General features: G+C 74.5%; 13 protein-coding genes. All 13 read right to left on the bottom strand.

The genetic code is table 11. The annotated features are described in order from the left end of the window. Positions 1 to 4: 4 nt before the first annotated feature. On the bottom strand, positions 5 to 2,221 hold the full coding sequence (locus tag IR158_RS03120; protein ID WP_291809367.1) for a phage tail protein: 2,217 nt from the start codon (positions 2,219 to 2,221) through the stop codon (positions 5 to 7). Further along, on the bottom strand, positions 2,218 to 4,722 hold the full coding sequence (locus IR158_RS03125) for a putative baseplate assembly protein (protein WP_291809370.1): 2,505 nt from the start codon (positions 4,720 to 4,722) through the stop codon (positions 2,218 to 2,220). The genes IR158_RS03120 and IR158_RS03125 overlap by 4 nt, the downstream gene beginning before the upstream one ends. Then, positions 4,719 to 7,250, bottom strand: a complete 2,532-nt coding sequence (locus tag IR158_RS03130) for a hypothetical protein (RefSeq protein ID WP_291809372.1) — start codon at positions 7,248 to 7,250, stop codon at positions 4,719 to 4,721. Before IR158_RS03130 ends, IR158_RS03125 begins: the two co-directional genes overlap by 4 nt. Continuing rightward, the gene (locus IR158_RS03135) at positions 7,250 to 7,609 is read right to left on the bottom strand and encodes a GPW/gp25 family protein (RefSeq protein ID WP_291809375.1); all 360 of its coding nucleotides are present in this window, start codon (positions 7,607 to 7,609) and stop codon (positions 7,250 to 7,252) included. Before IR158_RS03135 ends, IR158_RS03130 begins: the two co-directional genes overlap by 1 nt. Further along, positions 7,609 to 7,941 (bottom strand): hypothetical protein, encoded by a 333-nt coding sequence (locus tag IR158_RS03140; protein ID WP_291809377.1) that lies wholly within the window; start codon positions 7,939 to 7,941, stop codon positions 7,609 to 7,611. Before IR158_RS03140 ends, IR158_RS03135 begins: the two co-directional genes overlap by 1 nt. Then, complete coding sequence (locus tag IR158_RS03145; RefSeq protein WP_291809378.1) at positions 7,942 to 8,439, bottom strand: phage baseplate assembly protein V; 498 nt, start codon at positions 8,437 to 8,439, stop codon at positions 7,942 to 7,944. Further along, complete coding sequence (locus IR158_RS03150) at positions 8,436 to 9,581, bottom strand: hypothetical protein (RefSeq protein WP_291809380.1); 1,146 nt, start codon at positions 9,579 to 9,581, stop codon at positions 8,436 to 8,438. The genes IR158_RS03145 and IR158_RS03150 overlap by 4 nt, the downstream gene beginning before the upstream one ends. After that, the gene (locus IR158_RS03155; RefSeq protein WP_291809382.1) at positions 9,578 to 9,862 is read right to left on the bottom strand and encodes a hypothetical protein; all 285 of its coding nucleotides are present in this window, start codon (positions 9,860 to 9,862) and stop codon (positions 9,578 to 9,580) included. Before IR158_RS03155 ends, IR158_RS03150 begins: the two co-directional genes overlap by 4 nt. Before the next feature lie 5 nt (positions 9,863 to 9,867). Continuing rightward, positions 9,868 to 10,452 carry a hypothetical protein gene (locus IR158_RS03160; RefSeq protein WP_291809385.1) on the bottom strand — a complete coding sequence of 195 codons (585 nt, stop codon included), beginning with the start codon at positions 10,450 to 10,452 and terminating at the stop codon, positions 9,868 to 9,870. A gap of 141 nt (positions 10,453 to 10,593) precedes the next feature. Next, positions 10,594 to 11,253, bottom strand: coding sequence for a hypothetical protein (locus IR158_RS03165; RefSeq protein ID WP_291809388.1), 660 nt, complete (start codon positions 11,251 to 11,253; stop codon positions 10,594 to 10,596). A gap of 156 nt (positions 11,254 to 11,409) precedes the next feature. Next, positions 11,410 to 17,355 (bottom strand): DUF4157 domain-containing protein, encoded by a 5,946-nt coding sequence (locus IR158_RS03170; RefSeq protein ID WP_291809392.1) that lies wholly within the window; start codon positions 17,353 to 17,355, stop codon positions 11,410 to 11,412. Continuing rightward, positions 17,352 to 17,612: a hypothetical protein gene (locus IR158_RS03175; RefSeq protein ID WP_291809395.1), complete on the bottom strand. Its 261-nt coding sequence runs from the start codon at positions 17,610 to 17,612 to the stop codon at positions 17,352 to 17,354. The genes IR158_RS03170 and IR158_RS03175 overlap by 4 nt, the downstream gene beginning before the upstream one ends. Next, positions 17,603 to 19,507, bottom strand: coding sequence for an ATP-binding protein (locus IR158_RS03180; protein ID WP_291809399.1), 1,905 nt, complete (start codon positions 19,505 to 19,507; stop codon positions 17,603 to 17,605). The genes IR158_RS03175 and IR158_RS03180 overlap by 10 nt, the downstream gene beginning before the upstream one ends. Position 19,508 lies beyond the last annotated feature (1 nt).

Here is a 19,508-nt window from a genome sequence, read left to right on the forward strand (position 1 = left end):
TTCCTCACCGGTCGAAGACGGCTCCGGCCTCCAGGCCGAAGCGCAGGTACTGCTGGAGGGCGGCCGTCAGGTTCGACATCCGCAGCGCGTGGCCGAGGTGGTGCCACACTCCCGGCTCGGAGCCGTCCGCGGCTGCCGTGCGCAACCGTGACGGGCACCCGGGTGAGAGGAGGAAGAAGCCAGGGTGACCGATCGAGGTCCCGTCGTAGACCGGTCGGACCCGGGCGACGACGTCGGCACGTGTGGCCGGGTCGGTGAGGCCCACGAGGGACTCGTCGGGCTCGCACCGGTGCCGTCGCGGGCCTGCCGCCTGCGGTGCGACGTAGCTGAACCGCAGGCATCCCTCCTGCCGGACCGCGATCTCCAGCGCCCTGGCAGGCCTGCGGGCGCCCTCGTCGAGCACACACTCGCTCGCCCAGAGCGTCCGGGCCCGGATGCCGCCGACGACGGTGCAGCCGTCGAGCACGACCGCCGTACCCGGCAGGTCCACGGCGCGGGTGGCCGGGTCGTCGGCTAGGTCGGGGTCCTCGACATCGGTGCGGACGACGCTGTTCGTCGCGCGCAGCGAGGTCACGGCACCTGCCGCCACAGCCGGACCCACGATGCTGCGATCGACGACGATCTCCAGCCGCTCGTTCCGGTCGTCACCCGCGACAGCCACGGCGACGCCGTCGGTCACGGTGCACGAGGCCAGGTCCAGCCGCTCCAGGTCACCCTCGACCACCCGCACGGCGCCCTCGACGAGCAGGCCGTTCAGCAGCAGGCCGCCGGGGCGTGGGGCGCCGTCCTGGACGGTCCCGTGCACCAGGAGGTCCCCGATCACGTGGGGTCGGACACCCGCCGGCACGAGGTCGCCCACGGCACGCGCGGGGACGCCGTCCTCGTCGCGCACGGGCCACAGGCCGGCGACGACATGCAGCCGGGCACCGTCCGGGAGGTCGACGGCAACCGCCGGCGCCGCGTAGCTGCGACTGTCGAGCAGGACCACGAGCCCCGTCATGCCGCTGCGGTCGGCCGCGGGGACGCCCGCGACCGCGGCGTTCCACGCGAGCACCGCCTCGTCCAGGTCGCCGACCACCGTCTCGGCCCCGACCGGGACCTCGTCGCGGCCGACACCGGCCTGCCACGTCACGACGCCGTCGTCCCGCTGGGTGAGCCAGGAGGTCGTCCGGTCGTAGGGTCCCGCACCCAGCCGCCCGGGCGAGCCCGTCGCGTGGTCGACGAGCACCTCGACCTCGGTGCCCGGGGGCGCCTGCAGGTCCTCGTCGGCGAGGACCACAGCACCGACCACGGGGTCCACCGCGGCGGTGCCGGCCGGGGGGCGTCGTGCGGACAGCGCTCCCGCGTCGTCCACGAGCGAGCACACAGCCGTCACGAGCGTCCGCACGTCGCCGCCGACGCTCACCCGCGCCTCCACCAGCGGGTCGGTGGCCGAGCGCAGGCGGTCCAGCTCGAGCCGCGTGAGCGGGTGGGGGACGTGCTCCGGTCCGGCGAGCACCGTGGGGTCCTGCTCCGGGACCGGGAGGTTGAACAGCGGCACCGGAGCACCGAGAGCGTCGACCTGGAACCACCCAGGCACGCCCCCGAGCGGGCGGGCCTGGGTACCCGTGTGCTCCACCGCCTGCGTCCGCCACAGGTGCAGCGCCACGTTGGGCAGGTTCGGCCGGGCCAACCCGTCGGACATGGGACGCACGTCCGCCGTGCGGGCCACCTGCTCGAACGGACCACCGATCCGCTCGCACCTCGCCGGGTCGCGCAGGTCCGCGGTCCCGTACGGCGCCGGCAGGACGTCCGCACCGCGCAGGTGGTTCACCTGGGCGGTCACCGACGTGCGGGCGAACATCTCGACCGCTCGGCACGGGTACCCCGTCACGTCTCGGGCGAGCGCCTCGGTCGCTGCTGCCGTCCCCTTGCGACGACGTCGGGCGAGCGTGTTCGCCACGTACCCGCGCAGCGTGAAGTCGCGGGACCCGGCGTCGTCGACACCGGTGAGGCTGCGCACCCCCTGCACTCCCAGCGTCGCGCCGAGGTACGGGACCAGCCACTCCTCGCAGGTCTCGACGAACCAGTTGTCGTAGGTGGTCTCCAGGTCGGTCTCGATCCGCACCAGCTCCTGCTCCAGGACGGTCATGAGCGCGCGCAACGCGCCGCCGGACGCGTCGTCCCGCACGCGCAGGAACGCGGGCAGCAGCGCGTAGAGCCGTTCGGACGGGACGCTCACGTGTCCTCCAGGGCATGCAGCCGGCAGTCGATCAGCTCCGGACCGAGCACGAGCAGCTCCGCACGCGTCGGCGCGGTGCCGTCCCACCGGGGCGGCGCCGCGACCAGGACCCCGCCCTGAGGGACCCGCCCGTCTGCTCCGCGCAGCACGTCGAGGTCGACGGCGCGCACACCGGGCACCGTGTGGCAGACCGCGACGACCTCCGAGGTGGCGACCGGCTGGGAGAACTGCCGGCCGGCGAAGGAGAAGGCGCCGACGAGCGCGGACCGGACGGCGTCGAGCACGGTCGCGACCTCGTGCGCAGGGTCGACCAGCACGCCGAGCTCGACCTCGAAGCGGACCTCGGCGTGCGGGCTGACCGTGACGTGGTGGGCAGGGTCGGCGCGGAGCACGATCGCGGCCTCCAACGCGGCGACCGTCGGGTCGCCGGGTGCCGGGGAGCGTCCGTCGGCGGTGCCGACCGTCAGGTGCACGAACCCGCGGCGCCCGTCCCAGAGCGGGACGGCGCGTGCCTTCCCGATCCCGGGGAAGGAGGCCGTGAAGTCCTCGTAGTCCTGCACCGAGACCAGCCGGTCCATGGTCAGCACCGTGCGGGGCGCCAGCCGCCGGACGTCGTCGGGCGAGTCGGGCTCGGCGGCGCCCAGCGCGCCCGCCGGGTTGGTCACGCCGACCAGACCCGGCGGCCGGCTCTGCAGCAGGGTGAGGCGTCCCGCAAGCACCGCGCCCACGAGCCCCAGCCCCGTGCGGGAGGTCGCCCGGACGTTCTCGGTACCGGACGGTGGGCGGGCGCCGTGGACGCCGTCGCCGAACTCCACCACCATCATGCCGTCCGGGTCGGCCGTCAGCGTGTACACCCGGTCGGCCGGACCGGCGGTGAACAGGGACGCCACCCGTTGCCAGAGCAGGCCGTTGACCCGGACCTCCAGCTCCGGCTCCGCCCCGTTCGGTGGACGCGCGACCCAGGTGAGCGGCGCACGCCTCAGCCGATGCCGTTGCCCCGCCACAGCCGCGTCGGCGCTGCCGAGCACCTCGTCCGCGACCGTGGCGCCGTGCGTGGCGACGGCCACGTTCCCGTGGATCGTGACGCTCGAACGGACCAGCTCCGGCAGCTCGTCGGCCAGGGTCAGCACCGCGGTCGGCGCGGTGCCGTCGTAGTCGGCCACCGACGTCGAGACCACGACGGTCTCGCCGGTGCCGGGCGCGATCCCTTCGACCAGGACCGCCCGCCCGATCGGGAGCGGGGTGCCCGGTGGCAGGGGCAGGTGCACGATCGCGCCCGAGATCGAGGTCGGATCCTCCTCCTCGGCGACCGGCAGCGGACGGCTGCCGAGGAGCACGGTGGTGCTGCGACGGCGGAACTCGTCCAGGCGCTCGGGGGTGTCCAGGTACACCCGGCTGACCCGCCCGGTCAGCGAGAACTCCGTGCGCGACGCCGGCCGGGTCGCGGTCACCCGGTAGAGCTCGGCCTCCGTCGGGCCCTCCAGGCACAGCCAGCCTCCCGCGACCACCGCGGGGTACTCACGGTCGAGGTCGAGCACATGGGCGCCCAGCGCGGTCCGGGTGGTGTCCTCGTCGAGGGCGAACATCTGCCACTGGCTGCGGTTGCGGACCAGCTCGGCGTTGCCCCGGACGTCCGCCGACATCATCCGCACGTCCGGCGCGTTCCACCCGAACAGGCTGCCGCGCTCGTCGAACGTCATGACCTCGACGGCCTGCTCCGCGGGCGGCGTCCTGCCGTCCCCGAGTCCCCGGTTGAGGGTCACCACGGTGACGCCGGCGAGGGCGTCGGGGCGGACGTCGGTGACCCGGCGCAGGTCCCACCGCTCCGGCACGTCGAGCGTGCCGGTCACCACGTCGCGGCGTTCGGCGCCGACGACGACCACCGGGGACCCGCGGCTCAGGCGGGTGGCCACCCCGGCCAGCACCAGCTCGGTCGTGCCGGCGGTCACCGCGTGCGCCCGGGTCCGCTGCGGGTGCAGCTGGTTCCACTCCGCCCGGGCCACCAGCTCCTCGGAGGTCTCGAAGGTCACCGGGACCTCCCCGACAGCACCCGGGACGCTCTGCACGGGGTGCCCGGCACGCACGACCACGTCGGCGTCGTGGTGGGCGTCGACGGTGAAGGCCAGACGGGTGGACGCCGCCACGCCAGGTGCCGGGCGGTAGCCGATCCCGGTCGCGAGCTCGGTGACGGACCGCGGCTGTGCGGCCGTGGGCAGGTACCCCTCGTTGAGGATGCGCTCGCCGTAGAACGTCAGCACGTCGCACACGCAGGCGAAGGCGTCGATCAACGCGATGGTGGGGTCGTCGGTGGCGCGGGTGGTGAGCGCCGCGAGGGGGCGCACCGCGTCCGGCGGTCCGTCCGGTGGCACCGTGACGGCGGGCAGCGACCGGACCATCCGGGCCCGGAACGTCGACCACGTGCCGACGCGGTACGTGAGGTCGGTCCGGCCGGGCGGGTTCGCGCGGCCGCGGGCCGTCGGCGCGCCACCCGCGCCGGTCACCGCCCACCTCGCACGTCGAAGGCGATCCGGCCGCGGTCCGGCACGGACGGGTCGCTGTCGCACCGGGCGATCTCGAGCGCGGAGACGGCGATCCGGCCCTCGTCGAACTCGGCGCCCTGCACCGCGCCCCAGCGCGTGAACCGGCTGGTCGGCCGGACTCCCACGTCGGAGGCCACCGTGTCGACGGACGCGACACCGGGCACCGCGACCGCCCGGTCGACGACCTGGCTGAGCCACACGCTGTCGCCGAACGAGAACCGGTCGGGGTGGAAGAACCCCAGGCGACCGTCCGGCAGCACCCCGGTGGAGAACTCCCGGGCGAGGTCACGCTGGACGTCCTCACCGAACGCCGTGGGGGTCAGCCGGACGGCGAGCACGATGTCGAGCGGCACGTAGGTGGGCGCCACGACGTCCAGGTCGTAGCCGGCCAGCCGGAACCGCTCGAGCCAGCCGGCCAGCTCCGTCCGCAGGTCGTCGAACTCCGTGCCGGCGACCGGGTCCACCGTCACGTAGACGGTGTGCCAGCTGCCGGTCCACCGGCGGACGGCGACGGCACGCTGCACGCCGGGATGGCGCTGGGCCACCTCGACCCAGTCGGCCTCGGTGACCGCCCGCTGCTGCACCGCGAAGGCCACCGGTGCGAACCGGCGGACGTCGCCGAGACTCTCGGGCTCCACCCCGCCGACCGCAGGCAGAGGGTTGCCCACCGCGACGACCGCCGCGCTGAGTGCTGCGCCGACGGTGCCCGGGTCGGCGACCAGGTGCGCGATGGCGCCGGCACCGACCCGACCGGCCGCCGGTCGGCCCACGCGGTAGTCCGCGTCGAACCCGAGCAGGTCGCGCGGGCGACGACCCAGGACGTCGTCCCCGAAGCGGATCCCTGTCCGGCGGTCCTCCTCGGGCTCCACCACGAAGGACCGGGCGGACGACGTCGCGCCGAGCAGGTCCCGCTGGACCGGGGTCCACACCTCCCCCTCCCCCTGGAGCGTCACCACCGGGAAGGCCTCCGCCGGCGTCTGCTGGACGCTGCGCGTCGCGGAGGTCCCGTCGGGCGGCGGCCCGCACGCCCAGACGAGATCGGTACGGCTCAGCGCGGCCCGCAGCCCGGAGCCCCAGGCGGTGATCTCCAGCGGCTCCCCGCGGACCCACAGCCCGTGGTCGACGAGGACCAGGTTGCCGTCGACCGCGGCGACCGGGGACGTCTCGACCCGGACGTCGAGGTCGAAGGGCAACGCGTCGTCGTCGTCCCAGCGCAGGTTCCGAGCGGTCCCGCCGGCGAGCAGCGGGTCGGTGACCGGGGGCCCGACGTCCGTCAGGCGCACGACGTGCCGCAGCTCCGGGTCTGCGTCCTGCGGCAGGAGCGTCACCGGGGACCGGGTCTGGGTCAGCGCCACGAGGTCCCCTGGCGCGAGCATCAGGCGGCCGTCGTCCACGACCCAGAGGTCGGTCGCGCCCGCGGGGAGGCGGCAGCTGTTCTCTCCCCAGGTGTGGATAGCGATCTCCTGGTGGGCGTCGCTGAACGTGCTCGGCGCTTCGAGGACGTGGAAGCCCTGCGGTGCGGACGTGAGCGCGTCGGGCAGGTCGGCGAGCCGCACCGTGGCGCCCTGGTCGGGCAGACGCGTCAGCAGCAGGGCGCCCGGGCGCAGCTGCGTCCCGGTGGCCGACCTGCCGGCGGCGAGCCGCAGCTGGACGAAGGCCCGCGTGTTGCAGCCCTCGTGGACCGGGTAGTCCAGCAGCCGGGCGTGCCGACGGACCGCCGGCCGGGTCCGTGCGGTGCCGAGGTAGGCCTCGGTGGCGACGGCGTCCCCGAACCAGGCTGCCTGGTCGGCGGCGTAGGCCAGGACCTCGACGAGGGTGGTGCGCAGCTCGGCAGGCTCGCCGTCCCCGGCCGCGGGATCCAGCAGGGCGAGCCGGTCGAGCATGAGGCGCCTGAAGCTGGGGAAGTCGCGGCTCAGGTAGTCCAGGTCGGGCTCGTCGACAGGCGGGCCGCCCAGCTCGTCGGCGGGGGCGCAGTCGAACGGGGACGGGCACTCGACCTTGAACGAGAAGTCGATCTCCGACAGCACGGGGTCGAACCCGGCAGGCGGCTGCGTCCCCTCCTGCAGCGACAGGCGGTACGTCGAGAAGTCCCCGTACTGCTCGAGCATGACGGCCAGCCAGGCGTCCGGGTCCGGGTCCGCCGCATGCTCCGTCTGCAGCGCCGCGAGGTAGGCCCGCTGCGCAGGTCCGAGGTCGTCGTCGACCACGTCCACGTCCAGCGTGCTCAGCTGGGCAGCCCAGCGCACCGCCGGGTCGAGCACGCGGACACCGCCGGTGACGCGGACGGCCGACGCGGTCAGTCCGGCCACGTCGTTCCCGCTGAGCAGGGCCAGCAGCAGCACCCGCTGGCGCAGGGAGGCGGGGACCCCGGGACCGTCGACGACGACCAGGTGGTCGATCGCGTTGACGGCCGCCGGGTCGCCGGCGGCGACGAGAGCCCGCAACCGCTGCAGCCTGGCGGGCGCGGCGCACAGGTACGACGTCGGCATCAGCGTTCCAGCCGTACGGTCGCGGCGTCGTCGGCGCCGGTCGAGCGCAACCGGTAGGAGACGGTCACCTCCAGCCCGCCGTCGAACGCGACGACCGTGACCTCCTGCACCTCGATCCATGCCGCGAGCGACTCCTGGAGCGCGCCGGTGACGAGCGCCTGCGCGGCGGCGGCAGCCTGGTCACCGGCGGGAGCGAACACGAGCTGGTGGATGCCGGTGCCGAACCGGGGACGCATGACGCGTTCGCCCGGCGCGGTCATCAGCACCTGCTCGACCAGCGCACGGGCGTGCGCGGGGGCGTCGGCCGGCGTCGCTGTGCGGCCGGTCGGGTCGATGCGGTACGGGAAGTCGATCGCCATCACGTGCCCTGGACGCGCGGCTGGGTGGTGGACACGATCGGCGGGCCCTGCGGTGCCTGCTCGGGGCTGTTGGCCAGCCCGACGGACGTGGCCAGCAGCAGCGGAACGCCACCGACCATGACGCGGACCGCACCCACCGTCCAGCGGACGGTGGTGCACGGCGACGGCTTGGTCGGCGGGATGGTGAACGCGCAACCCACCACGGAGCCCTGGTCGGCCTGGACCAGGGCCGGAGAACCAGCGATCAGCACCCGGCTCTGCGACGGCATGTGCGTGACCTGCCCGGCGTGCGGGCAGGTCACGACGCTGGCGGCGGTCAGGGCGGGGAACACCTAGATCACCTGCAGCGCGCCGTCGTTGACGTTGACCATGACCACGTCGAGCATGATCTTGGCCTTCCCCACCGTGATCTCGATGCCGTCGATCCCGCAGCTGATCGTGCACGGGACGGCGACCGCGGGCGGTCCGACGGTGATCGTGACCCCACCGATGCCCGGGGTGTCGTCCAGCGTCAGGCGTGCCGCCAGGGTGCTGATGGTGCGGACCGTGGGCAGCAGCGCCTCGGTGGGGATCTGGTTCGTGGTCCAGAAGCAGCCGCTCCAGATGGGTCGCCCCGGGTCCCCGGCCTCGAACTCCACCCACACGTTGCTGCCGGGCATCGGCATCATGTAGAAGCCCTCACCCAAGCCGGCGAACGGCACGCACGGCATGGCCCACGCCAGAGGGTTCGCCTCGAGGACGGTCGGGCAGGCGACCTGCAGACGGCCCATACGGTTGGGGTCGATGTTGTTGGTCACCAGGCCCCGGTACTTGCCGAAGTGCTTCTTCACACCAGAGCCACCTTCCTCGAGAGCGCGACGGTGCCTTCACGCTCCAGGGTGAAGGACTGCTTCCAGCTGCCGGGCGTCAGGGTGCTGGTGACGGACTGGACGTACCAGGTGCCGTCCATGGTCAGCCCGACCCCGCGCACGTCGACCAGGCCACGGGCTGTGAGCACCGACCCGTACGACGCCACGTCGACCTCCCCGGACGCGGTCACGGACCCCTTGGCCGAGCGGAACACCTCGCCGGTCGCCCGCCACAGCGCCGCCAGCACGTCGCCGGACTCGTCGTCCTCCATCCGCTTCACCCCGACGAACGGCACGTTGCCCACCCACGAGGGCACCGTGGCCATCGGCTGCCCGGTGAACGGCAGACCCACGACGGGGACCGGGGCGTTGGTGCGCGACTCCTGCACCAGCCCGTACACCATCTTCGGCTTCGTCCCGTCGTGCTGGAAGCTGATGCTCCCCAGGTTCCCGGCCGAACCCATCCGCCAGGTGAGCGCGCGCTGCGGGATCCCGGCCCGGATCGGCGGACCCCAGTACACCGTGCTCATCCCGCGCTGCGGCCCGGGGGTCAGGTAGCACGTGTACCCCCACCGCTGAGCCAGGTCGTTGAGGATCCCAAGGAAGGTGCCGTTGTGGTGCGGGATCTTCTCGGTGGGCAGCGGCATGATCAGCGCCGGCTCCGGGACGACCACCGGGACCGCGCCGAACCCGATCAGGGGAGCCAGGCACAGCCCGGCGATGAGCGCGTCCGACATGCCCGGGAAGGGAAGACTGACCTCCACCAGGTCCAGCAGCACGGTGAGGTCCTCGCCGGTCACGGTGAGCCTGCCGCTGTTGGCGTCGGCGCCCGGGGCCAGCGTGTGCGTCGTGATGATGCCGTCCATGAGGACGTGCGGTGCGCCGTTCAGCGTCGCGGTCAGCTGCACGCGGTTGCCGATCCTGAACGTCTGGTCCAGCAGCCCGGGGACGTCGTCCCGGCCGGTCTCGGCGTCCCGGCCGGCGACCAGGGTGATCTGGAAGCCGCTGCGGGCACCGTCCTGCGTCACCACCGAGACCTGCTGCACGCAGCCGAGCAGGTGGGGCGCCAGCGGCTGCGGCACCACGGGACCGACCCAGATGCCCAGCCGGGCGCCGCTGATCATGTGGGGTCCGTGACCAGCAGCATCGAGCCGGGGACGAGCAGGTCGTCGGGGCGCAACGCCCCGTTCGCGTCGCACACGCGCCAGTAGGCCAGCGGGTCACCCAGCACCCGCGTCGCCAGCTGGTCCAGCCGGTCCCCCTCCGCGACCGGCACCCGGGCGACCGGACGCAGGTCCTCCGGCCTGGGCAGGAAGCGGCGCTCGACGTACGCGATCTGACGGCCGGTCGCCGTCGTCCTCGACAGGACCGGGAGCGTCGCGTACCGGCTGTCGACGTCGAACATGGCCGTCAGAGCAGCCGGGCACCGCTGCCCAGCACACCGTCGAGAGAGCTGGACACCGCGCCTGCCGCCCGGGTCTCCGCCCCGACCTGGTTGGCCAACGTCAGCGCGTGCGCCGGATGACCCGCGGGGAGGTCGGCGTAGCTCAGCACCCGCAGCGCGATGGTGACCCGGGCGAGCGTCGGGTTCAGCGACGCGTCGTGCGCCTCCTCGCTGATCGCGAGCTCCGCCACGGCGACCGGCAGCACCCGCTTGCCGCCCCAGACGAACAACGTCACCGGTCCGGGCGGCGGCAGGATCTCCAGGCTCCCCGACGCCGCCAGCGCGAGGTTGGTCAGGACGTCCGACGACCGCGGTGTGACGATCCCCTGCAGAGCGGCGAGCGACGGGGCGACGCCGTCCTGGCCCTTGCCCTCCTCCAGCGCGTCCGCGGCGTCGAGGATCAGCTCCAGCCGGATCGTCTCGCGCGGTGGCCCGGTCAGCTGCCCGGCCTCCGGGCCGCCGGTGGCGCCCTGCACCTCGAACGAGCGGGTGAGCGTGTGCGGGTTGTACTGGAAGGCGACGACCGTGGGCGCGGAGGTGTCAGGATCCACCGAGACCAGCGCACCCCGCAGGGTCCTCGGGGATCCGGGAAATGCCGTCATCGACGTCCTCCCCCCGCTGCTCGTCCAACGTAGCAGAGCGGTACCTGAGGCGATCAAGGGGGTCGTTCGCGGATTCCCTGCGGCTCCCGCTCAGGTGCGCAGCCGGCGCTGGAGCTCGAGGAGCGAGCGCACAGCCCGCGCGTCGCCCTCGGCCCGGGCCGTCGCCAGAGCGTCGGCCGCGAGCTCCCGTCCGACGCGGGACGCAGCCTTGCGGACCTCGGGTGACCGGTGCGCGAGCAGGTCGTCGAGCCTGTCCCACTGCCCCTGACCTACCTCGGCACGGATGAGTACGTCCGCCAGCTCCGGATCGACCCGTGCCCCGTCGGCGAGCTTGCGCAGATCTTCCAGCACCGGTCCCAGGTCCTGCCCGCCCTCGGCCGCCGCGACCAGCGCGGAGCGCGCGGCGGCTCGATCTACCGCGGCTCCGGACCCGGCGAGCGCGACGAGTCCGCGCAGGCCGGGGCCAAGGGCCAGCCCGCGACGAGCTGCGGCCTTGGCGACGGATGCCCAGTGCTCGGCCGACCGCGTCTCGAGCAACGGCGCGACGGTCCGCTCGAACTGCTCGGGAGATGCCCGTTCTGCGAGCGGGTGGAGAGCCTCCCATGCCCAGGTCAGCCGTCGCTCGTCGGCGCCCCGGGCAGCGCCCGTCAGCCCGGGTAGGGCCGCGTCGATGTTGACACCAGCGCCGGCGAGGTCCCGGAGCAGGCCGCCCGCGACGACGACCGCGTCCTGGTCGCCGGTCTCTACCAAGGCGCCGAGTGCGGCGCAAACGTCTCGCGCACCGGCATCCGACGACGCGATCGCTCGCTCGCTCAGCGCTCGAGCCCGGTCGCGGTCGCCGGACCGGACCGCATCCACCACCTCTTCCGCGACGGACATGCACCCAGTGTGCCGCGATCCTTCGGATCAGAACCGTGCAAGCTTGCGGGCCTTGGCCACGGAGATCGGGCGCCAGGCTCCCGAGCCACCCACGGTCCGGTCCCACATCGACCAGCCACCGGTCGCCGGGTCACGGTGGAGGATGCGCGGCTTGAGGATCACGGCAGATCCTCCCGGCCGCTGGACGATCACAGGGCTCGCCAGCGGCCCGCTGGGTACCACCGCGCTGCTCGGCCCGCCGGTGATCACCGTGACGTGCCGCCCCGCGGACTGCTGCGCCCGGATCTGGGTCGTGCGGTACTGGACCGGCTTCGTCGTGGACTTGACCTCGACGAGCGCCTTCCGGGTCAGCGCGTCGGGCCGCGTCGTCACGCCGTCGTGGGTAAACGTCTTCGGGGCAGCGTTCACATTGTTGTTCGGCACCCTCAGGTCGCTGAGCGCGGCGTTCTCGTGCGCCGATCCTCGCCGGCTGTTCGCACGGAGACGGTTGCCCGACACGCGGTTCTCCGCGCGGCTCTGGGCGCCCCTGAACCTGCGGATCGCGTCGGGATCCAGATCGCCGGCCTTCTGCGCCTTCCCGGCTCGGTGCCGGTCGAAGCGGAGGCGGTCCGCCTTCGCCGGGCTGTGCGGCTCGAGCTTGTCGATCCGCTTGCGGTACCACGCCCGCTGCGCGAAGGTGAGTCCGTCCTCGCCGAGCTCCTCCCCGACCGACGCCACCGGCCGTCCCCGGCGCTTCTTCTTCGGGGCGGCGGGAGCCGAACCGTCGTAGGTGTCGAACTCCTTCTCGCTGGCGATCAGATACAGGTGCCGCCGGCGCCCGACCCGGGGGCGGGCACGGAAGCCCTTGATCCACCGGTATTGGAACCGCAGCGCCTGCAGCGCCAGGAGCACGCCCGCCACCGAGAACCCACGGCCCTCCATCGTGTCGGAGACGACCTTGGCCTCCACCATCGCAGCCGTCAGGGCGGCCTGCGTGTGCCCTCCACCCCCGTGGCTCGTTGGCTTGGCACCGCGCCGACCGAGGCGCGACAGACGGCCCTTGATCCGTCGCCCGATGCCGCGCATCCAGGCCACCACGTCGTCGAGCCACCGTCCGACGAGCTCCACGATCTCGGTGACGGCCGCGCGGACCTTCTTGATCACCTCCAGCAGAGGCTCGATGAACCGGCGGACCTTCCCGATGATCGAGGCCAGCTTCGAGGTTGCCCGGGCGCCCTGGATGGCGGCCTTCGCCGCCGAGATCGCGGCGGACGCGCCGGCGGTGAGTGCGGCGAGCACGGCCTCGACGAGCAGCTGGGACACGAGGCTGCCGACGACCTTGCCCAGCTCGTAGTCGACGCCCGGCTTGTTGATCGCGGCCAGGAGCGCCCCCGCCGCCGACTCTGTCAGCCGACCGATCGCGGACCGGAGCGCCGCCCTTGCCCCGTCGACCAGACCGCGCACGTCCTCCTCGCTGAGGCCCTCGCCGACGATGCGGGAAAGAACCCCTCGCAGGTCCCCGAGGGCGGCCGGCGCCTCGGGTGGCCGTTCGACGCCGGTCAGGGCAGTCGGGTGGTCGGTCGCCCCGACGGGGTCCGGCTCCCCAGCGGTGGGCTCGGGGCCGGAATCGTCCGGTGTCTGCCCGGCGAAAGCCAGGGCGTCGCCTGCGGGTGAAAGCGCGGCCGCCTGACCCTCGGCGACGTCCGCCGGACCGGTGAAAGCCTCGTCCGCCTCGATCCCCGCCATGCTCGCGGCCTGCTCCGGGGTCAGGTCCAGCTGGGCGGTGTCGTCGATCTCGAGCACGGGGTCCGCGTCGACGCCCGGCACCCACACCCCGTCGACCGGGTCCTCGGGGACGTCGGCGGCGTCCGCGTCGTACTCCGCCTGCACGGCTGGTGCGACCCGGCGACGGAGCGCCCGCGGCTCGCGAGCCGCGCGCGCCACGCGCCGCCCGACGCTGGGTGCGGTGGCCCCGCGCCGGATCGCTTCGCGTGGCCCCACCTCGGCTGCGGCGGGCTCGGCGTCCGCGGCAGCCGGCTCGGCGCCGTCCGGCTCCGGCTGCAGCGCGCCGCTGAGCATCCCCGCTCCCCAGGCCATCACGCGGAACGGGAGGGTGGCCAGCCACAGGGCGGCCTGGAGCAGGAAGACCACCGTCCCGCCGGTCGCGGCCCACAGACCCTCGACGATCCCGACGGCGAACCCGGCGGCGAACATGGCGTTGCCGGCGTAGAGGCTGGCCAGCAGGTTGACGGCCCCGATCTTCTGGGGGTTCGGCGCCGCGCGCAGGCCGATCAGGAAGTGCAGGAGTCCTTGGTGGGCGATCGCCAGGCCCAGGTCCGCCGGCTCCGGGATGAAGGACACGAACCGGATCGCGACCTCCAGCAGGAAGTTCAGGAGCGGGGCCTTGTAGCACTCGGGCAGGACGTACAGCCACAGGTTGCCGGCGAGGAACGCGACGACGCCGATGGGGAACGTGAGCAGCGCGAACACCAGGCCGACAGCCACGTCGAGCAGCATCCGGACGTGTGCGCGCAGGTGGCGCAGCTCGACGGCGAGGTAGCGCAGCGTGGCGACGGCGCAGGCCCGGAAGGCGGCCAGCAGGCGGCGCAGCGGTGAGGTGACGCGTTCGAGCGCGGCGACGACCGCGTCGAGCAGCGCCAGGCCCGGCCGCCAGGCGAGCACCGAGCTCACCACGCCGAGCACGGCGGACCCCCACGCGTCGATGGCGCCGACCGCCACCACCAGGACGCTCGACGCGGCGCCGAGCACGGCGTCCACGATCGGCAGCACGGTCCGGGACAGGGTCTGCGCCGCCGCGGCGAACCAGTCCGCCGCACCCTGGCTGACCTGGTCCCAGAGCTTCCCCAGAGCCGCCCAGACCTCCGGCAGCCGGCCCAGCGCCTGCAGGAACGGCGCCAGCGGACTGGAGTCCCGCAGCCATCGCCACGCCGCCCGCAGCGCGTCCAGCACGGGCCGGGCGGCGTCGGTGATCGCCTGCCACAGCGCGTTGATGCCCTGCCGCAGCGCCTCGACCGGACCGATCGCCGGGTCGATTCCCAAGGCCGTCGCGATGTGCAGCCACGCCGTCGCCCCGATCTCGCCGAGGTCGTCGAGGACCTCGCTCACGGCCGGCTGGATGTCCTGCCACCACTGGTAGACCGGCGCGGCCACCCACCGGACGACGGCGAAGAAGTCGCTCAGACCGTTGATCTGGTCCTCGACGCCCTCGGCGGCCTGCCGCTGCAGGAACTGCTGGAGCTGGACGGCCATGGGGGACGCCAGCACCCGGTCCACGAAGCCCATGGCGTCCTGCAGGCTCTGCTGGAACGCCGCGCAGTCCAGCGCCTGCTGCTCCGGGCTCGCCTCGGGGCGTGCGGCGCACATCGACTCGACCTCGAGGTCGGCCAGCATCGCGTCCAGTGCCGCGAGGCCCGTCGCCTCCATCGCTCGCTCGACCCAGCCGTCCAGTGCCGCGGCGGTGCGGTCGACCGGCCCGGCCAGCCCCTCGTCCAGCAGCGACGCCAGGAGCGGGAACCGGGCGCGCAGGAAGGCCATCAGGCCGTTCGCCAGCAGGTCGTCGACCGCTGCGCCGACCGCGCGGACGCCCGCACCCACCTCGTCGAGAAGACCGGTGACGGCCGTCGTGACGTCGGCGACGACGGCGTCGATGGACCGGTGGAGCCCGGCTGCCCAGGCGTCGATCTCACCTTGGACGCCGTCGAGGAACGTGTGGATCGACGTGCGGTACCGCTGCGCCAGCTCACCGAGCTCACCCGGGAGGTTGGCGGCGAGGACGTCGACCGCCGCGTGCAGCAGGCGGAAGGTGGTCGCGACCGCCTGCCGGGCGGCTTCCACCACGGCGTGGGCCAGTCGCGCCGCCGCGTCGAGCAGGGCGGTGATGGCCCGCCGGCACGCCGCCAGGAAGCTGTCGACCCACGCGACCAGACGCCCCACCTGCTCGCGGACCCAGTCCAGCCCGCGCTGGAACCATCCACGGTCGGCGGTCGCGGCCACCCGCGTCCGGGCCCGGCCGCGCGCGTCCTCCCACTGCCGGTCACCCTCCGCCTGGGCGTCGGTCGTGATCCGGGCGGCGCGGGCGAGCCCGTCGCGCTCGGTGCGGTCCGCATCCGCGGCGGCGCGCGTCGTGAGCTCGTCGACCCCCTGCTCGCGCTGGGCCAGCAGCGTCTCGCCCTCGCCCTGCCACGCGGTCCGCCGCTGCTGGACACCGGCCGTGGCACCGTCGCGGAGCCGGTCACGGTCCCGCCCGGCCGCCACGCACGCGTCGCGCACCTGGGTGTCGGCGGCGTCCAGTCGCTGCGCCACCTGCGCCCGCGCGTCCGGGTCGGACGGGACGGACTGCTCCACGGCCGCCAGCGGGCCGTCCTGGACGAGGACGACCTCATGGAGGGGGACGGCGCCGGCGTTCGCCGGCGTGGCCACCCGGTCCAGACGCGCAGGGTCCACCGCACCGACCACGTCGACGGTGGGCACCGGCAGACTCTCGAGCCGCAGGTCCAGACCCGCCGTCGGGTCCCGCTCCGGCTCGAGCCGGCGCTCGCCGAACCCCTCGTCCGTCGCGGTGCGGTGCTGCTGCTGGGCGGCGGCGGCACGCTCCCGGTACATGGCCGCGCTCGCGGACGGCACGGTGCCATCGGGCGTGGGAGGAGCGTCGGCACCAGGGCCGCCGCGGGTCTCGGGTGCGGACGCCGTCGTCGCGGGGGACTCGGTGCTCGTGATGCGCTGCTCGAGCTGCCTCTGGTGGCCGGCCCGCTCGCGCTGCTCGTCGGCCGAGAGCCCAGCGGTGTCCGGCGGGGGTGCACGCGCAGGAGCGGTGCCCACCTGGGCGCGGGCAGCCTCACGGGCGCGCGCCACGGCGGTGGTGTCGGGTTCTGGCGCGCGAGGTGCCGGGACGTCCGGCACCGGTGTCGGTCGGGCGGTGCCGGACGGGGGACCCCGGGCCGGTGGGCTGGCAGCCCGGTCCGCGGCGACGGGTGTCCGCTGGGTGGGGACCACGTCGGCACACGGGCGGATCTCGTGCCCACCGGCGGTCGCTGCGGCGCCGTCCCACGTCGCCTGAGCACGGGCGACCACCTGGGCGAGCCGCTCGCGCCGGTCACGACCGGACCGCGCGGCGGTCGCGCGCCCGCCTGCCGGACCGGTCCGGCCCCGGTCGACCGCCGGCGTCCGGCCGTCGTCCTCTGCGGGTTCGGCCGGTCCGTCCGCCGACGCCGACGACTCACCGGAGGACGCGGGCGCGGCCTCGGGCCCGTCCGCCGACGCCGACGGCTCACCCGGGGACCCGGGCGCTGTCTCGGCGGCCTCGCCCGGCCGGCCCTCCTCCGTGCCCTGCGCGTCGGACTGCTCCGCCGCAGGAGCCTCCCCGGCGGACGTCGCGCGCGACGTGGACACGTCCGGGTCCGCCTCGGGCGGGGCCACCAGGTCCTCGGCGCGCGCCGTCTCCGCGGCCCCGACCACCCCCCACGGCTGCGGTTCCGTGGCCACCTCGGGGTCCGGGAGCGGGAGCACGGCGCGGCGCAGCGCCAGGGCACCGGGCGACAACCGGGCCCGCAGGCGGACGAGCCCGGTGGCGTGCGCGGCCTGCTCGGCCTCGCGCTCGGCGGGGTGGTCCGCGGCGATCGGCGCCGGTGTGGACAGGACTGCCGGACCGCCCGCGCTGCCCGCGCCGGCCTGGACCACATGGGCCACCTCGTGCGCGACCGTCTGCGCGTCCGCGCCGGGGCCGAGCAGCACGGTGCTCCCCGACGCTGCGGCGCGCGCACCGAGAGCGTGGAGCAGCGAGCGGGCAACGGTGCCGTCGAACACCCGGACGGCAGACAGCGACGCACCGAACCGGCGTTCGAGGTCGGCGCGCCCGGGCAGGGCCCGCGCCGGCTCGCGCGCCGCTGCGGCCCAGCGCTCGCCCAGACCGACCGGCGCAGACGGCCTCGGCTGCGCGGGTCGACGCGGCTCAGGGACCGGGCGGGCGTGGGTCATGGCAGCCGCCGGTGCACAGCACGGGCGAGCTCGACGCCGAACAGCACGGGGTTCCCGTCCGGGCGGGCCCGCAACCGCGGCGACGACCCACCTCCGTCCGGACCGGCCTCGACCAGCCGGGTCAGCTCGCGCTCGAACGCCGCCACGACCGACCGGCGGCGCCCCGGCGGCACGTCGGTCAGGTCGAGCTCCCCGATCTCGATCACGACGTCCGCCTGCGGGTCGGCGACCCGCGACGCACGGGAGGTCAGCGCCATCCGCGCACCTCCGCCGGGGTCAGCGACCGCCCGAGCTTGGCGTACTCGAGCTCGGCCGCGACGCGCAGCACCTCCATCGTCACGGGTCCTCCCGCATCGGCGGCGAGGAACGCCGCGTTGCGCGCGATGCTGCGGATGTTGCCGCCGGCGACCGCCAGGCGTGCGAGCAGCTGCGGCTGCAGGCCGTCGACGGGCGTCCGTGCGGGGAACGCGTGCCGCCAGATCTCCTCGCGCAGCGCCGGCTCAGGGAACGGGAACTCGACGACGAACGGGATCCGGCGCAGGAACGCCTCGTCGAGGTGGTCGCGGTGGTTCGTGGTCAGGATGGCCAGACCGCCGTAGGACTCCATGCGCTGCAGCAGGTAGCTGACCTCGATGTTGGCGTGCCGGTCGTGGCTGTCCCGGACCTCCGTGCGTTTGCCGAACAGTGCGTCGGCCTCGTCGAACAGCAGCACGGCGCCCGCCGACTCGGCGACGTCGAACACCCGGCGCAGGTTCTTCTCCGTCTCGCCGATGTACTTGCTCACGACCGCGGACAGGTCGATGCGGAACAGGTCGAGCCGCAGCTCGCCCGCCAGCACCTCGGCCGCCATCGTCTTGCCGGTACCGCTCGGCCCGGCGAAGACGGCCGAGGTCCCCAGGCCGCGAGCGCCCGGGCGGTCGCCTGCGAAACCCCACTCGTGGTCGACGACGGCCTTGGCGCGGACCTGACCCGCCAGGGCCTGCAGCGCGACCCGGCTCTGCTCGGGCAGCACGAGGTCCGTCCAGGACGCGACGCAGTCCAGCCGTTGCGCCAGGTCCTCGAGCTGGGGGTGCGCCTGCTCGCGGGACGCAGCCCAGAGCAGCTCGCCGAGATCGGCTTCCGGCTGGTCGGCCAGAGCGGCGCGCGCTGCCGTCACGGTGTCGTCCAGCGCCACGGCGCCGAGGGGGAACCGGGTGACGATCTGCGCCAGCCGATCGGGCTCGGGCAGGCTGCCCAGGGCCGTGCGCCACTGCACGAGCCGCTCGGCATGCGAGGGGCGCGCGACGCGCAAGCGGGTCACGGCCTCCCCCGGCCGAGGGTCGGAGCCGTAGCTGACGACGGCGCCCGGCGCCCGGGAGACCAGGTCGGTCACCGCGGCGCGAGCCGACGGGTCCCCGGCCTGGAGCTCGACCGCGAGGGCGAGCGGCTGCAAGCGCGACTCCCGCCCCCACAGCACCACGAGCTCGTCCAACGCGTCCGGGTCGGCGGGCACCTCGGCCGACGACAGGCTGAGGACCTGCCGGCCGCGCCCGGCAGCCGCAGCCACCGCGAGCCCGTCGCTGGCGACGTCGCACCACAGGTGCACGGGCCCGGCGCGCCCGGCGCGCCCGGCGCTCGAGCGTCCCGACCAGAGCTCGACGAGCGCCCGGGCGACCTCGGCGTGCCCGGCGGTCAGGACACCGGTCCGGGGCACCACGTGCGCCCGACGTGCGAGCGCCGGCTCGAGGTACGCGTGCCCCATGAGCGCGTGCAGCACCCGCTCGGTCAGCAGGAGGGACCGGTCGGTCAGGACGTCGCCCGGCCCGAGCTCGACCAGCCGGTGCGCCCGCAGCGGTGAGGTGGGCAGCAACGCGTGCCAGTCCGCACCGGGCAGGATCGAGAGGGCCAGCCCGACCGTCGGCCAGGGCCGTGCGTCGCTGCCGTTGAGCGTGGCGAGCTCCAGCTCGACGCCCGGCTGCAGCTCGACGAGCGCGCCGAGCAGGAGGACCCCGCGCTCGAACGCCGTCAGCCCGAAGGCGGACGACACGGCGTCCAGCGACCCACCCGGAACGGGCTCGAGCAGCATGCCGCTCTCCGGGCGGTCACCACGCAGCAGCTTCTGCACGGCGTCCATCTGGGCGTCGAGCTCGTCCCGGGAGGTCTCGGTCGTCATG

Origin of the sequence: Cellulomonas sp., from assembly GCF_015234515.1 — a bacterium.
Lineage (GTDB): Bacteria > Actinomycetota > Actinomycetes > Actinomycetales > Cellulomonadaceae > Cellulomonas.